At 64.7% G+C, this 13,911-nt stretch carries 14 protein-coding genes; 6 read left to right on the top strand and 8 right to left on the bottom strand.

Going from position 1 to position 13,911, the window contains the following annotated elements; genetic code table 11:
- Nucleotides 1-178 precede the first annotated feature (178 nt).
- On the bottom strand, nt 179-904 hold the full coding sequence (locus tag C7G42_RS13250) for a GntR family transcriptional regulator (protein WP_502694207.1): 726 nt from the start codon (nt 902-904) through the stop codon (nt 179-181).
- A gap of 164 nt (nt 905-1,068) precedes the next feature.
- Here C7G42_RS13250 and C7G42_RS13245 point away from each other — a divergent pair, with 164 nt between their 5' ends.
- The 4 genes from C7G42_RS13245 to aroQ are packed head-to-tail and all read left to right on the top strand — an operon-like array spanning nt 1,069 to nt 4,391.
- Nucleotides 1,069-2,097, top strand: a complete 1,029-nt coding sequence (locus C7G42_RS13245) for a TRAP transporter substrate-binding protein (protein ID WP_199580876.1) — start codon at nt 1,069-1,071, stop codon at nt 2,095-2,097.
- Between the two features lie 19 nt (nt 2,098-2,116).
- Nucleotides 2,117-2,665, top strand: a complete 549-nt coding sequence (locus C7G42_RS13240) for a TRAP transporter small permease (protein WP_106949721.1) — start codon at nt 2,117-2,119, stop codon at nt 2,663-2,665.
- Nucleotides 2,662-3,942: a TRAP transporter large permease gene (locus C7G42_RS13235; protein ID WP_106949387.1), complete on the top strand. Its 1,281-nt coding sequence runs from the start codon at nt 2,662-2,664 to the stop codon at nt 3,940-3,942. The genes C7G42_RS13240 and C7G42_RS13235 overlap by 4 nt, the downstream gene beginning before the upstream one ends.
- 17 nt (nt 3,943-3,959) lie before the next feature.
- On the top strand, nt 3,960-4,391 hold the full coding sequence (aroQ, locus tag C7G42_RS13230) for a type II 3-dehydroquinate dehydratase (RefSeq protein WP_106949386.1): 432 nt from the start codon (nt 3,960-3,962) through the stop codon (nt 4,389-4,391).
- Nucleotides 4,392-4,503: 112 nt separating this feature from the next.
- On the opposite strand, the gene C7G42_RS13225 is transcribed toward aroQ, so the two are convergent.
- The 4 genes from C7G42_RS13225 to C7G42_RS13210 form a co-directional block, all read right to left on the bottom strand.
- Complete coding sequence (locus C7G42_RS13225; RefSeq protein WP_106949385.1) at nt 4,504-5,577, bottom strand: MBL fold metallo-hydrolase; 1,074 nt, start codon at nt 5,575-5,577, stop codon at nt 4,504-4,506.
- Nucleotides 5,578-5,868: 291 nt separating this feature from the next.
- On the bottom strand, nt 5,869-8,019 hold the full coding sequence (locus tag C7G42_RS13220) for a methyl-accepting chemotaxis protein (protein ID WP_106949384.1): 2,151 nt from the start codon (nt 8,017-8,019) through the stop codon (nt 5,869-5,871).
- Nucleotides 8,020-8,184: 165 nt separating this feature from the next.
- Nucleotides 8,185-8,910 carry an outer membrane protein gene (locus C7G42_RS13215; protein ID WP_106949720.1) on the bottom strand — a complete coding sequence of 242 codons (726 nt, stop codon included), beginning with the start codon at nt 8,908-8,910 and terminating at the stop codon, nt 8,185-8,187.
- 226 nt (nt 8,911-9,136) lie between these two features.
- Entirely contained in the window at nt 9,137-9,457 is a 321-nt protein-coding gene (locus C7G42_RS13210; protein WP_094973316.1) for a hypothetical protein, read from the bottom strand.
- 206 nt (nt 9,458-9,663) lie between these two features.
- On the opposite strand from C7G42_RS13210, the gene C7G42_RS13205 reads away from it, so the two are divergent.
- Both C7G42_RS13205 and C7G42_RS36310 read left to right on the top strand, forming a co-directional pair.
- Nucleotides 9,664-9,948, top strand: a complete 285-nt coding sequence (locus C7G42_RS13205) for a hypothetical protein (RefSeq protein ID WP_106949383.1) — start codon at nt 9,664-9,666, stop codon at nt 9,946-9,948.
- A 105-nt stretch (nt 9,949-10,053) separates the two neighbouring features.
- Nucleotides 10,054-10,326: a hypothetical protein gene (locus C7G42_RS36310; protein ID WP_106949719.1), complete on the top strand. Its 273-nt coding sequence runs from the start codon at nt 10,054-10,056 to the stop codon at nt 10,324-10,326.
- A gap of 18 nt (nt 10,327-10,344) precedes the next feature.
- On the opposite strand, the gene C7G42_RS13195 is transcribed toward C7G42_RS36310, so the two are convergent.
- From C7G42_RS13195 to C7G42_RS13185, 3 genes are read right to left on the bottom strand one after another with little or no spacing between them, the layout of a single operon-like run.
- On the bottom strand, nt 10,345-11,964 hold the full coding sequence (locus tag C7G42_RS13195; RefSeq protein WP_106949382.1) for an ABC transporter ATP-binding protein: 1,620 nt from the start codon (nt 11,962-11,964) through the stop codon (nt 10,345-10,347).
- On the bottom strand, nt 11,965-12,804 hold the full coding sequence (locus C7G42_RS13190; RefSeq protein ID WP_106949381.1) for an ABC transporter permease: 840 nt from the start codon (nt 12,802-12,804) through the stop codon (nt 11,965-11,967). It abuts the gene before it with no gap.
- Nucleotides 12,801-13,772, bottom strand: coding sequence for an ABC transporter permease (locus C7G42_RS13185; protein WP_039155920.1), 972 nt, complete (start codon nt 13,770-13,772; stop codon nt 12,801-12,803). Before C7G42_RS13185 ends, C7G42_RS13190 begins: the two co-directional genes overlap by 4 nt.
- Nucleotides 13,773-13,911 lie beyond the last annotated feature (139 nt).

Genomic DNA, 13,911 nt, shown 5'->3' with positions numbered 1-13,911 from the left:
GGGCCGCATCTTCTTAGAGCTTTTCCAGCTCCAATGTCTATGCGCTATCCCACACTTGGTGGTGTGGGGCATTTGGGCAAAATGCCCTATCGTGCGATTTGAAAGTTGATCCCGATCAAGTTCACTCGAGATTTGATGCTGCTCCGCACCATGCACGGAGCGCCGGTTTCGTGGCCGTTCAGCCGGCCTTGGCCTTCTTGCGCGGTTCGCGCTGCGTGTCCCTGGGCTTGATCGGCTTCAGCCAGTCGGAATTGCGCAAGGCATGCGTCACGCAATCATGGATGTGGGTGTGCAGCACCTTGTTCGCGCCTTTGGCGTCGCGATTCAGCGCCAGCTCCTTGAGCTCACGATGTTCGGCAGCGGCCATCTCGCCGCGAAACACGACGGCGATCATCTGGTAGCGCAGATAGCGGTCGTAGACCGCGGCATGCGCGTCGAGCAGCACCTTGGAGCCGCAGGCCGCGACGAGCGCCCGGTGAAACTGGAAATCGCACTGTTTCCAGCTCTCGGCGTCTGATCGCTCGCCCGACAGCAGCATCCGCTCCATCGCCGCGAGCTTGTGATGGGCAGAGACGATGTGGGCCTCCCAGTCGAGATCGCCGGCCGCGAAGGATTTCTCGATCATGTGGCCTTCGAGCAGCTCGCGCAGCTCGGCGATCTCCTGGAATTCCGCCGCCGAGATCGGTGCGACCTCGAAACCGCGCTGGCCTTCGGCGACGACGAAACCCTCCGAGCACAGCCGGTTCAGCGTCTCGCGGAGCGTCGAGATGCTGGTGCCATAGGCGCTGCTCATCCGCTCGAGCTTGAGCTTCTGACCCGGCGTCAGCTTGCCGAAGATCAAGTCGGTGCGGATGCGGCGGTAGGCGCTGTCGCCTACGGTCTCGGCCGTCGTGTCGGGAAGGATGTCCATGCCTCATCCTAGCGTTTGGGACGTGCGTTTTGACAAATTTGGCAGCTTTATCAAGCGTTTCTTTTTTTCTCATACGAAATGCAAAATATAGGTTGATTTATAATTCGTCCTATAAGACGTTCGCGCCCACAAAAATGAGATCATCAGGGGAGGGCGCGATGCCTGTTCGGTTCAAAGGTCTGATCTGGGTGGCGGCGATCGGCGCGGTTGCCTTGGGCGCGATGGGCCCGGCGTCGGCGCAGGCCATCCAGGAGCGCACCATTCGCTGGGGGCACCTCAACAACACTGATCATCCCGTCAGCAAAGGCGTGCAGAAATTCGCGGAGATCGTCGCGGCCAAGAGCGGCGGCAAGATCAAGGTGAAGGAATATCCGGCCAACCAACTCGGCAGCGAGATGCAGCAACAGTCGGCGCTACGCGCCGGCACCCAGGAGATGCAGTCACCGGCGACGACGTCGCTGGTCGGCATCGTCAAGGATTACGGACTGATCGACTTCCCCTTCATCGTCTCGACCCCGCAGCAGGCCGACGCGCTGCTCGACGGTCCGCTCGGTGCGGCGCTGCTGGCGAAACTGCCGGAGAAGGGGCTGGTCGGTCTCGCCTATTGGGATCTGGGCTTCCGCAACGTCACCAACAGTCGGCGGCCAATCACCAAGGGCGAGGATCTCGACGGCATCAAGATCCGCGTGATCCCGAACCCGGTTTATCTGGAGACCTTCAAGGCCTTCAACGCCAACCCGGTGCCGATGAGCTTTTCCGAGCTCTACAGCGCGCTGGAGACCCGCACCGTCGACGGCCAGGAGAATCCGTTCTCGGTGATCCTGTCGAACAAGTTCTTCGAAGTGCAGAAATATCTCAGCGTCACCAACCACACCTATTCGACCAACATCATTCTGGTCAGCAAGAAGTTCTGGGACGGGCTGTCGCCCGACGAGCAGAAGATCCTGCAGGATGCCGCGATCGAGGCGCGCGACTATCAGCGCAAGGTCAGCCGCGAGCAGGCCAAGGCCGCGATCAACGAGCTCAGGGCCAAGGGCATGGAGATCAACGAGATTGCGCCGGCCGAGCTTGACCGCATGCGCGTGAAGACGAAGCCGATCGCGGAAAAGTTCTCCGCCGATTACGACCCCGCACTCGTCAAGCTGTTCAACGGCGAGCTCGACCGCGTGCATGCGCTCAAACCCTGAGCGCGGCGAGCCGGATATCATGACAGCGATCGTCGACACCTGTTTCTGGCTGCTGCGTGCGGTCATCGCCGTGCTGCTTGCCGCGATGGTGGTACTGGTGTTCGGCAACGTGGTGCTGCGCTACGGCTTCAATTCCGGCATCGCCATTTCGGAAGAGCTGTCGCGCTGGCTGTTCGTCTGGATGGTGTTTCTGGGCGCGATCGTCGGCATGAAGGAGCACGCCCATCTCGGCGTCGACACCCTCGTCAAGGTGTTGCCGCCGCTCGGGCGCAAAGCCTGCTACGGCCTCAGCCACGCCTTGATGCTCTTCGCCTCGGTGCTGCTGACGGAGGGATCGTGGAAGCAGACGGTGCTGAACTGGGACACGGTGGCCCCGGCTTCGGGCCTCTCCGTCGGACTGTTTTATGCCGCCGGCATCGTGTTCGGCGCCGCCTCCTGCGTGATCATCGTCCACGAGCTCTACCGCCTCGCAACCGGACAGATCGCGGACGCCGAACTCATCGCCATCAGCGAATCCGAGGAGCCCCCGCACTCTCCTGATGCCGCCGGCGGGAAGTTCCAGCGATGACCGTCGCCGTCTTCACCTTCTCGCTGCTGGGCGCCATGGCGATCGGCATGCCGATCGCGTTCGCGCTGATCATCTGCGGCATCGCGCTGATGACCTATCTCGCGATGTTCGACTCCCAGATCATCGCGCAGAACGTCATCAACGGCGTCGATTCCTTTCCGCTGATGGCGGTGCCGTTTTTCATCCTCGCCGGCGAGATCATGAACACCGGTGGCCTCGCGCGGCGCATTCTCAACTTTGCGATCGCGCTGGTCGGGCATTTCCGCGGCGGGCTCGGCTATGTCGCGATCCTGACATCCTGCATCCTGGCGTCGCTGTCGGGATCGGCGGTCGCGGATGCCGCGGCGCTCGGCTCGCTGCTGGTGCCGATGATGGCCGCCGCCGGCCACAATCGCGCCAGTGCGGCTGGCCTGGTCGCTGCCGGCGGGATCATCGCGCCTGTCATTCCGCCCTCGATCGGCTTCGTGATCTTCGGCGTCGCCGCCAACGTTTCGATCTCGAAACTTTTTCTCGCCGGCATCGTGCCGGGCCTGCTGCTCGGTGTCGGCCTCTGCTTCGCCTGGTGGTGGGTGGTGCGCAAGGAGAACCCGGCGCGGCTGCCGCGCAAGAGCATCGCCGAGATCTGGCGCGCCCTGATCGACGGCTTCTGGGCCCTGATGCTGCCCATGATCATCATCTTCGGCCTGCGCTTCGGCATCTTCACGCCGACGGAAGCCGCCGTCGTCGTCGCGGTCTATGCGCTCGTCGTGGCGATGGGCGTCTATCGCGAGCTGAAGCCGTCGCAGCTTCCGGCGCTGCTGGTCTCGACTGCGAAGACCACGGCCGTGGTGATGTTCCTGGTCGCCGCCGCACTGGTGTCGTCCTGGCTGATCACGGTCGCCGAAATCTCGGACCAGATCGTGGCGCTGACAAAGCCGTTCGCGGGCAATCAGATGCTCCTCACGATCGTGCTGATGATCATCGTCGTCATCGTCGGCACTGCGCTGGACATGACGCCGACCATCCTGATCCTGACACCGATCCTGATGCCGATCGTCAAGCAGGCCGGTATCGACCCCGTCTATTTCGGCGTGCTCTTCATCATCAACAACGCCATCGGCCTGATCACGCCGCCGGTCGGTGTCGTGCTCAACGTGGTGGCCGGCGTCTCCCGGGTGTCGATGGACGATCTGATCCGCGGCGTCTGGCCGTTCATGATCGCGCAGCTGGCCGTGCTAGCGTTGCTGACGCTGTTTCCCGTTCTCGTCACCGGACCGGCAAAGTGGTTCGGTGGCTAACCCCTGAAGGACCTTCCATGAAGCGCGTGATGATCCTCAACGGTCCCAACCTCAACATGCTCGGCATCCGCGAGCCGCACATCTACGGCACCACGACGCTCGCGGAGGTCAATGCGAGCTGCGAGGACGTGGCGGCCAGGCTCGGCGTCAAGCTCGCCTTTCACCAGTCCAACCATGAAGGCGTGCTGGTCGACCTGATCCAGTCGGCGCGGCAGGACGCCGATGCCATCATCATCAATCCGGCCGGCTTTTCCTTCACCTCGGTCGCGATCATGGATGCGATCAAGACGTTCGAAGGTCCGGTGCTGGAAGTCCACATCTCCAACATCCACGCCCGCGACGAATATCACCGCCACTCCAAGATCTCGTTCGTGGCGACGGGGGTGATCTGCGGGCTGGGCCCGTTCGGCTACATCGCCGCGCTGCACGCGATTGCGAACATGAAGTGAGGCGATGCCGGCGTAAGCTCGTCACCCCCGGGCTTGTCCCGGCCATCCACGACATCGTTTCCGCCTTGGAGAACGGGGATGGCCGGGACAAGCCCGGCCATGACGACAATGTCTAGGTCGTCCTGAACTGCAGCACGCCGTCCTTCGTCTCCGCCGTCAGCCGTCCCTCGACGATCATGTAGTTGACGTGGGCGACGAGTTCGCCGGCGGCAAAGCCCATCTGGTGCTCGTCGAGCACGTGCTTGTTGAACACGACGGGCACCAGGGCGCGCGAGGTCTGCGGCACCTCGCGGCAGGCTTCCGCGATCAGGCGGCAGCGCTCTTCATGGTGGTCGGCGAGTTGCTTGATGCGGGTCTTCAATCCGTAGAACGGCACGCCGTGGCCGGGGAGCACCAGCACGTCATAGGGCAGCGTCGTGGTGAGGCTCGCCAGCGATGCCAGATATTCGCCGAGCGAGTTCTGGTCGGGCTCGACTGCCCAGACGCTGACATTGGGCGAGATCTTGCTCAGCACCTGGTCGGCGGAGAGAAACAGCTTGTCGTCGGCGCAATACAACATCACCTGGTCGAGCGCGTGGCCGCCGCCGGTGATCACCTTGAAGCGGCGCGTGCCGATAACGACCTCGTCGCCATGCGAGATGCGGCGGTAGGAGGGCGGCAGCACCGAGACGCGCTTGAGATAATCCTGGCCGCGGCCGAGCAGCTTCTCCGTCAGCGACTCGTCCATGCCGTGGCGGCGGAAGAACTGTCGCTGTGCTTCCTTCCGCTCCTCGGTGCCGCGGTTCTGGTGATAGACCGATTGCAGATATTCGACCTGCGACATCACCAGCGGGCAGTTGAAGCGCTCGACCACCCAGCCCGCAAGCCCGACATGGTCGGGGTGGGAATGGGTGACGATCAGGCGCGTGATGTGGACGCCCTTCAGCGGTCCATCGAACAGCTTGGTCCAGGCCTCGATCGTCTCCTCGTTGCCGAAGCCGGTGTCGACCATCGCATAGCCGTCGCCGTCGGCGAGCAAGTAGATGTTCACGTGGTTGAGGCGGAACGGCAGCTTCAGCCGCGCCCACAACACGCCGGGCCTGACCTCGACGACCTCGTCGTGGCCGGGGTGCTGTTCCCAGGGATAGCGCAGGGCCTCAGCCGAAGATGGGGCGGAGGACTGCGCGGTGTCGGTTTTCGCGTTCATGCTACCGGCTTAAACCCAGCGCGACCGGGGCGCCAGCCGAAAAAGGGCGGGCCGCGGTCTGCGCATGGCGGTCATTCCGGGCAGCGTTTTTCCGTGGTGTGGGACAGTCGTGCCCCGAACTCGGTCACCTCTCCCGCTTGCGGGGGAGGTCGGCGCGTAGCGCCGGGTGGGTGTCTCTCCCCGCGGGGACAATTTCGGTGTGTCTCAGGTAATCCCAATGCGGAGGCACCCCCACCCCGGCCCTCCCCCGCAAGCGGGAGAGGGAGCGCAGCCTCCGTGCTGCCGGCGTCCTTACGCCGCCCGCATGTTGTTGAGGAACGCGTCGATCTCTCCGCGCAGCATGTCGGCTTCGCGCCGGAGCGCATCGGATGCGCCCAGCACTTCGTTTGCCGCGGCACCGGCTTCGGCGGATGCGGTGGAGACGCCGACGATGTTGCTGGAGACTTCGCTGGTGCCGCCGGCCGCGTGCTGGATGTTGCGCGCGATTTCGCGGGTGGCGGCGCCCTGCTCCTCGACCGCAGCCGCGATGGTCGTGGTCACGTCGTCGATCTCGCCGATGATCCGGCCGATGCCCTGGATGGCGCCGACAGCCGACGTCGTGATGTCCTGCATGCTGGCGATCTGGGCGCGGATCTCCTCCGTCGCCTTGGCGGTCTGGCTCGCCAGGCTCTTCACCTCGGAGGCGACCACAGCGAAGCCGCGGCCGGCCTCGCCCGCACGCGCCGCCTCGATGGTGGCGTTGAGCGCGAGCAGATTGGTCTGCGAGGCGATGGTCTGGATCAGGTCGACCACGACACTGATGCGGCTCGCGCTGTCAGCGAGGCTCTGCACCGTGGCGTCGGTCGCGCCGGCCTCGTCGACCGCCTTCTTGGCGATCGCGGCCGAGGTCACGACCTGCTTGCTGATCTCCTCGATCGAGGACGACAGCTGCTCGGTGCCCGATGATACGGTCTGCACGTTGACCGAGGTCTCCTCGGCGGCTGAGGCGACCGCGTTGACCAGTGCGTTGGACTGGTCGGCGGTGGTCGACATGCTCTGCGCGGTCGACTGCATCGAATTGGCCGACTGCGCCAGATTGTCGAGCGCCGAGCGCACCGTGTTTTCGAATTCGGCGATCCTGGCTTCCATGCGCGCGGCCCGCTCCGCCTTGGCGATCCGGTCCTTGTCCTGTTCGGCGGCGAGCGCCCTAGCTTCGATCATGCTGTCGCGGAACACGGTCAGCGTTTCCTTCATCACGCCGATCTCGTCGTTCTGCCGGGAGCGGACGATCTCGGTGTCGAGGTCGCCGGCCGAGAGCAGCTGCATGGCATGCTGAAGCTCACGGATGCGGCGCAGGATGTTGCGGCCGACATAGAGCCAGACGAACAGCGCCGAGCCGACCAGCATCAAGGCCCCCAGCGCCAGCATCACGGTCGTCGCGAGCGAAGTCTCCTGCTGCGCCTGGGAGGTCGAGGCGTTGGTCTCCTTCTGCACGGCGTCGACGAGCTGCTGAACGCTGATGCCGAGGCCGACATTGAGCTTGCGGGTCTCGTCCAGGATGGTCTGGCCGTAGTCGATGGAGTCGAGCTCCTTCTCGCGCAGATTGAACACGCCGGTCTTGCCGGTGCCGAGCGCGAGCAGCTTCTCCGCCGTCTCGCGCAGCATCTTGTTGCCCTGATTATCTGGCAGCAGATCGAGGTTGGAGCGCAGGCGGCCCTGGGCCGTCTTGAATCCCTTCTGGATGTCGTCGAGCTTGTCGCTGGTGTTGGCCGACAGCGCCGCGCTCATGTCGGCGGCGGCGAGATTGCCGCTGGCGACGACGTTGCCGAGCTGGCCGACGGTCTGCGCGGCGTCGCTGGCGTCCGCGGCGGACAGGTCGGCCGAGCCGAGAATGGCATTGACCCGGGTCTGGGCGTCCAGCATGGCCGGGCTGGCCGCGCCGACGAAAGCGCCTTGCGCGTTGCGTAGCGCGTCATATTGCTTGTCGTGAAGGGCGGCAATGTCCAGCCGTTCGCGGGCGGCCTTGGCCAGGCTCTGGGCCGCCTCGTTGATGCTCTTCATCGTTTCGCTGAGGCCGGCGACGACGGTCTTGTCACCGCCGAGCTGGATGATCTCGGTGAGCTTTTGCTGGGTCTGCTCCTGCAGCTCCTTCAGCTTCTTGGTGCGCTCGTTCAGGGCTTCCTCGTTCTGCGCCGCGAGCAGGGCCGGCCCCTGGGCCGCGAGGCTCGCGCTCAATGCCGACAATTGCAGGCTGGCGGTGAGGCGCGGAATGTCCCGCCCGCTGAGATCGGTCATCCGTCCGCCGAGATTCTGCAGCGCCAGGCCGGCGCCGGCCGCGATCACGAGGCCCATGCCTGCGATCACTGCGAAGGCCGTGAACAGGCTGCCACGCACGCCCCAGTTCGGCAGTTTGAAGCGCGGCAGAAAACGGCCCAAACGGCCAAGCCCCAGACGGATCGCCATCGAAAATTCCCCCAGCATTCTTGCTTCTGATTGTGGCCGGCAGTATCCGCACCGCGGGTTAAAAATTCGCAATCTCCGCAAACGGTTGCGCCAGTTCCGCATAGCGAAAAAGGAAGGGCCGGCGAAATCGCCGGCCCTCTGGCTTGGTAAGGTTGTGGTAACCGATCAGTAGCGCGCGACGGTCGGGCTTGCCCAGTTGAAGCGGTAGTTGAGGCCCGCCTTGATGGTGTGGTCGTCGGTGGTGAAGCTGCCGGTGCCCGCGAGCGGACCGCCGGTGAAGCTCGCGTCGCCGAAATTGTAGTACTGGTACTCGGCCTTGGCCGACCAGTTCGGGGCGAACATGTATTCGAGGCCGGCGCCGACGGTGTAGCCGTTGCGGTGATCGCCCGTGATGACGAAGGCGGTCGGCACGCCGCCGACGGTCACCTTCTCGTTGTTGTCCGAATAGGCGTAGCCGCCCTTCACGTAGACGAGGCCGGGACCCCAGGTGTAGCCGACACGGCCCGTGATCGAGCCGAGGCCACGCTGGTCGTTGGTGTAGGCGATGCCGCCCGGAAACACGGCGCCGACGCTGCCGGAGAGCCAGGAATACTGGCCCTCGACGCCGACCAGGAAGTTCGGGTGGAACTGCCAGTCGCCGCCGACCTGCACGCCGCCGAGGAAACGGCCGTTGCCGTTGTTGCCGGTGGAGAGGCCGTTGAAATTGTTGTCGCTGGAGAACGCGCCGCCGATATGGCCGCCGATATAGAAACCGGTCCAGTTGTAGATCGGCGCAGCATAGGCCGGCGCGGGCGACTTGTAATAGTTGCGGTTGCCGAGATCGGCACCGACGGCCGGCGCAGCCGCGCCCACCACGAGCAGCGCAACGGTCGCAAACAGAATCTTCTTCATCGTCTTGAACTCCGACACTCTAGGTCCCCGGCAGGCGCGCTTTCCGCGGCCTTCGTTGGTTTTGCAGATAGCTCTCTTTTGACGAAAATGCTGTCACATGCGTGGCACAGCGGGAGCCAACCTAACTTATTGGGCTACAAATGATTTTCGTGCTTAATGCCGGCTTAAGAAGTGGTGAAGGAAGGCTTAATTTCGCAGCCTGCCGGCAACGATCTCGCGTCTTTCGTTAACCAAGACGCCGTCGCGCCTCATCCCGCATCTGCTCGCGGAACGCCGCGCGCTTTGCGGGTCGATCCTCCTCGCGCACGTCATGGCGATCGAAGATGTCGAACTTCTCCAGGATGGGATAGCGCTCGCTGGCCATCGCAAGCACGCGCAGCAGCTTCGTGGCCTCCGGCATCGGGCCGCTCACCTCCCAGCGTCGGATGGTGTCGCCGCCGCCCTTCTCCGGCAATCCGCAGAGCTTTGCCATGTCGGCCGCCGTGAGCTTCCGCTCGAGGGCATCGGAGAGGTCGGCGCGGAGTTGCTTCAGTTCGGGCCCGGTCATGTCACCTCAAGACGCGAAGTCGATGAGGCAATGCCCTAGCGCTGATTCGGGTCCATCCGAAGGCCGGCATGATCCGTCCGAAGTGGAGGTGGCGGCGTTGCCTCGGCACATTCGCCCGCGCACGGAGATATGAACTCGTGCCTATGGACATCTTCCGATCCATGAACACATGGCAAAAGGGGGCCCCAGCGACCCAGGGATCATCCATGACGAGCATCAAACTTGCGATTGCCGCGCTCATCACGACCGGGCTGCTTGCAGCGCCCTTCGCGGCTGAAGCGAAGAAGGCGCGGTCGAGCCGACATTACAGCACGGGCGTGGTGGCTCCGGCCTATAGCGGTGCCGGAGCGCCCGCGACGCAGCCGAGGGCCTCTTACGGCTCGTCCGGACAGACGATCGGAACGGTCACGGCGCCGTCGGTTGGATCGTATAATTGGCCTTCAGTGGGAGTCACCAATGCGGTTCCGACCTGGAGCAACACGACGCGGTAGGGCGCCGATCGTCTTCCGTCCGTTCCGCGCGCCAGACCCATGCGGCACAATTTCGTCCACGACGCGTTGTCGATGACAGATGCACTGCATCCGAAAGGATCCTCCATGACGAGAACGAGAATCTTGCTTGCCACGCTCGCTGCAGTCGGAGCTATGGCCCTGTCAGTCCCCGCCGGTGCGCAAACCTCGACGGCGGGTGCCCAGAGCAACACCACCGGGACCCCAGGAGTGCCTTCGGCGCAGACCGCGCCCTACGGGAGCTCAGGACAGACCGTCGGAACGGTCACGGCTCCATCGGTGGGTAGCTACAATCGGCCTTCCGTCGGCGTGACCAATTCGGCCCCCACCTGGGGCAACACCAATCCTTCCACCAAATAGGATCTTGCCGACGAGGGCTCAGTTGGCCGGCGCGCGCTCTTTGCGTCCGGGCACCGCCGCCAGCAGCTCGCGCGTATAGGCATGCTCGGGCGCTGCGAAGAGTTGCGCGGTCGGCTTTAGCTCGACGACCGTGCCGCGCTGCATCACTGCGATGCGGTCGCAGATCTGGGCGGCGACGCGCAGATCGTGGGTGATGAACAGCATCGAGAGGCCGAGCCGCGCCTTGAGGTCTTCGAGCAGCCGCAAGACCTGCGCCTGCACGGAGACGTCGAGGGCGGAGACGGCCTCGTCCGCGACGATGATCTCGGGCTCGAGCGCGAGCGCGCGGGCAATGCCGATGCGCTGACGCTGGCCGCCGGAGAATTCATGCGGATAGCGCTCGAGCGCGCCGGCATCGAGGCCGACCATTTTGAGCAGGTCGCGGGCGCGCTCGAATGCTGCCTTCGGATCGAGGCCGGCCGCGATCGGTCCGTCGGCAATGATGTGGCCGACCTTGCGACGCGGATTGAGCGAGGCGAACGGATCCTGGAAGATCATCTGGATACGATGGCGCTCGGCGCGCAGCGCCCTGCCCGAGAGCGAGGTGAGTTCGGTGTCGCCGATCCACACCGTGCCGCGGTCGGCCTCGATCAGCCGCATCACCAGCCGCGCCACCGACGATTTGCCAGAGCCGGATTCGCCGACCAGACCGAGCGTCTCGCCCTTGAGGATGTTGAAATTGACCGCGCGCGCGGCATCGACGCGGCGATCCTCGCGAAACCAGCCGCCCGAGGTGACATAGGTCTTGTCGAGCCCGATCACCTCGACCGCCCTGGCCGTGTCGTCGAGCGGCGCGCGCGCCGGCGGGTCCATCGACGGCACGGCGGCGAGCAGCGCCTTGGTGTAGTCGTGCTGCGGCGCGTTGAACACCGTTGCGGCCGGGCCTTCCTCCACGACCTTGCCGTGGCGGAGCACCACGACCTGGTCGGCGATGTCGGCGACCACGCCGAAATCGTGGGTGATGAACATCACCGCCATGTTGCGATTGCGCTGCAGGTTGCGGATCAGCTTGAGGATCTGCGCCTGCGTGGTGACGTCGAGCGCGGTGGTGGGCTCGTCCGCGACCAGCACGGCCGGCTCGAGTGCGAGCGCCATCGCGATCATGGCGCGCTGGCGCTGGCCGCCGGAAAGCTGGTGCGGATAGGCGCGGACGATCCGTTCGGGGTCGGGCAAGCCGACCTCGCGCGCCAGCGCCAGCGCCTTGGCGCGCCGCTCTCTCGGCGTCAGCAGGCCATGGGCCTCGAACATTTCCGCCATCTGGTCGCCGATCCGCATTAACGGATTGAGCGCGGTCATCGGCTCCTGGAAGATCATCGCGAGCCTGCGGCCGCGCAGATCGCGCCAGCCGTCCTCGTCGAGCTTGAGCAGGTCGTGGCCCTCGAACACAATCTCGCCGGCGGCGATGGAGACCGTGTCGGGCAACAGGCCCATCAGCGCATGCGCGCACATCGATTTGCCGGAGCCGGACTCGCCGACGACGCAGACGATCTTGCCGGCGTTCAGGTCGAGCGAGATACCATCCACCGCGAAGGGACGTTCGGCCCCCTGGGGCAGCGCGATCTGCAGGTTCTTGATGGAAACGGTGGCTGGCGCGGCCATTCAACGCCCCTCCCGCGATAGCCGCGGATTGAGCGCGTCGTTGAGGCCTTCGCCGATCAGGTTCAGCCCGAGCACCGAGATCAGGATGGCGACACCGGGAAACACCGTGATCCACCAGGCCTGGCGGATCACGGTGCGGCCGGCGCCAACCATGTAGCCCCAGGAAATCAGATTGGGATCGCCGAGGCCGAGAAACGACAGCGAGGATTCCAGCAGGATCGCGGTCGCCACCATCAGCGAGGCCAGCACGATCACCGGCGACAGCGCGTTGGGCAGGATCTCGCGCATGATGATCCAGGTGTTGCTCTGGCCGGTGACCACGGCGGCCTGGACATATTCGCGCGTGCGCAGCGATAGCACCTCGCCGCGCACGAGGCGGGCGACCGGTGGCCAGCTCACCACCGCGATCGAGGTCACGATCGAATAGATCGAGGGCTGCAGGATGGCGACCAGCACGATCGCGAGCGCAAAGCTCGGGATGGTCTGGAAGAACTCGGTGAAGCGCATCAGGGCGTCGTCGACCTTGCCACCGAAATAGCCGGCCATGGCGCCGATGGGAATGCCGACCACCAGCGCCACCAGCGTGGAGACGAGGCCGACCAAGAGCGAGACGCGTGCGCCAAAAATCATGCCGGCGAACACATCGCGGCCGAGCGCGTCGGTGCCGAGCGGCACGGTCGAGAGCGTGAACGGCGGCAGGAACGGCCGCTGCACCATGCGCCATGGCGAGTTCGGGAACAGCAACGGCCCGAATAATGCGATCGAGATCGCGAGCAGCAGGATGACGAGCCCGATGACGCCGCTCGGGCTGCGCAGCATCGATTTCCAGAACTGTTTCATGAGGCGAATTCGATGCGGGGATCGACCAGGCGATAGACCAGATCGGTGATGAGGTTGAAGATGAGGACCATGGCCGAGCAGATCACGAAGACGCCGAGCAGCAGATTGTAGTCGCGCTGCAACAGCGCGTCGTACATCAGCCGCCCGATGCCGGGCCAGGCGAACACCGTCTCGGTGATGACGGCGCCGCCGATCAGCGTTCCCGAATGCACGCCGGCCAGCGTTACGACGGGCAGCAGCGCGTTGCGCAGCACATGGCGGCGCTGGATCACGGCGTCGGAAAGGCCCTTGGCGCGCGCTGTCTTGACGAAGTCGAGCCGCTTCACCTCGAGCATCGAAGCGCGCGTCATTCGGGTGTAGGTCGCCATGAAGAAAAGGCCGAGCGTCATCGCCGGCATGATCAGGTGTTTTGCGACGTCGACCGCATGGGCAAGGCCGGTCAGATTGGCGCCGACCGTCTCGTATCCGAAGCTCGGCAGCCAATCCATGGTGACCGAGAACAAGAGGATGCCCATCAACGCCACCCAGAAGATCGGCATCGCGTAGAAGATCAGTGCGAACACGGTGATGGCGGTGTCGAGGAAGGTCCCGGCAAAGCGCGCGGCGAAGGTGCCGAAGAGAACGCCGAGCATGAGCGATATCGCAAATGCCGTCAGCGTCAGCAGCAACGTGGCCGGCAGCCGTTCGCCGATCAGCTTTGCGACCGGCGCCTGCTGGCGGAAGGAGAAGCCGAGGTCGAGGGTGACGACACCCTTGACGTAGATGAACAGCTGCTCGGGCAGCGGCTTGTCGAGGCCGAACTTTTCCCGGAGCTGCTTGACGAAGACCTGGTCGCTGGCGCCGGCCTCGCCGGCCATGACGACCGCGGGGTCGCCCGGCGCAAGCCGGATCAGGAAGAAATTGAGGACGACGATCGCGAGCAGGACGATCACGCCCTTGAGGACACGCTGGGCAACGAAGGAGAGCATGATCAAATGGCGATGATATCGGGGTGGTCGCAGCCGAAGCGGCGGTGCGCTCCCTCTCCCGCTTGCGGGGGAGGGCAGGGGTGGGGGTGCTTCCGCAAAGGGATTGCCAGGAGGAGAGAGCCCTTACCCGCTACGCTCT

The organism is Bradyrhizobium sp. MOS003 (assembly GCF_003020125.1).
In the GTDB taxonomy this organism is placed as follows: domain Bacteria; phylum Pseudomonadota; class Alphaproteobacteria; order Rhizobiales; family Xanthobacteraceae; genus Bradyrhizobium.
This window is presented reverse-complemented; position numbering and strand designations above follow the sequence as displayed.

Excerpts from the sequence above, each read along its gene's own strand:
- C7G42_RS13245 (WP_199580876.1), top strand. The coding sequence starts at position 1,069 with ATGCCTGTTCGGTTCAAAGGTCTGATCTGGGTGGCGGCGATCGGCGCG.
- C7G42_RS13240 (WP_106949721.1), top strand. The coding sequence starts at position 2,117 with ATGACAGCGATCGTCGACACCTGTTTCTGGCTGCTGCGTGCGGTCATC.
- C7G42_RS13235 (WP_106949387.1), top strand. The coding sequence starts at position 2,662 with ATGACCGTCGCCGTCTTCACCTTCTCGCTGCTGGGCGCCATGGCGATC.
- aroQ (WP_106949386.1), top strand. The coding sequence starts at position 3,960 with ATGAAGCGCGTGATGATCCTCAACGGTCCCAACCTCAACATGCTCGGC.
- C7G42_RS13225 (WP_106949385.1), bottom strand. The coding sequence starts at position 5,577 with ATGAACGCGAAAACCGACACCGCGCAGTCCTCCGCCCCATCTTCGGCT.
- C7G42_RS13220 (WP_106949384.1), bottom strand. The coding sequence starts at position 8,019 with ATGGCGATCCGTCTGGGGCTTGGCCGTTTGGGCCGTTTTCTGCCGCGC.
- C7G42_RS13215 (WP_106949720.1), bottom strand. The coding sequence starts at position 8,910 with ATGAAGAAGATTCTGTTTGCGACCGTTGCGCTGCTCGTGGTGGGCGCG.
- C7G42_RS13210 (WP_094973316.1), bottom strand. The coding sequence starts at position 9,457 with ATGACCGGGCCCGAACTGAAGCAACTCCGCGCCGACCTCTCCGATGCC.
- C7G42_RS13205 (WP_106949383.1), top strand. The coding sequence starts at position 9,664 with ATGACGAGCATCAAACTTGCGATTGCCGCGCTCATCACGACCGGGCTG.
- C7G42_RS36310 (WP_106949719.1), top strand. The coding sequence starts at position 10,054 with ATGACGAGAACGAGAATCTTGCTTGCCACGCTCGCTGCAGTCGGAGCT.
- C7G42_RS13195 (WP_106949382.1), bottom strand. The coding sequence starts at position 11,964 with ATGGCCGCGCCAGCCACCGTTTCCATCAAGAACCTGCAGATCGCGCTG.
- C7G42_RS13190 (WP_106949381.1), bottom strand. The coding sequence starts at position 12,804 with ATGAAACAGTTCTGGAAATCGATGCTGCGCAGCCCGAGCGGCGTCATC.
- C7G42_RS13185 (WP_039155920.1), bottom strand. The coding sequence starts at position 13,772 with ATGCTCTCCTTCGTTGCCCAGCGTGTCCTCAAGGGCGTGATCGTCCTG.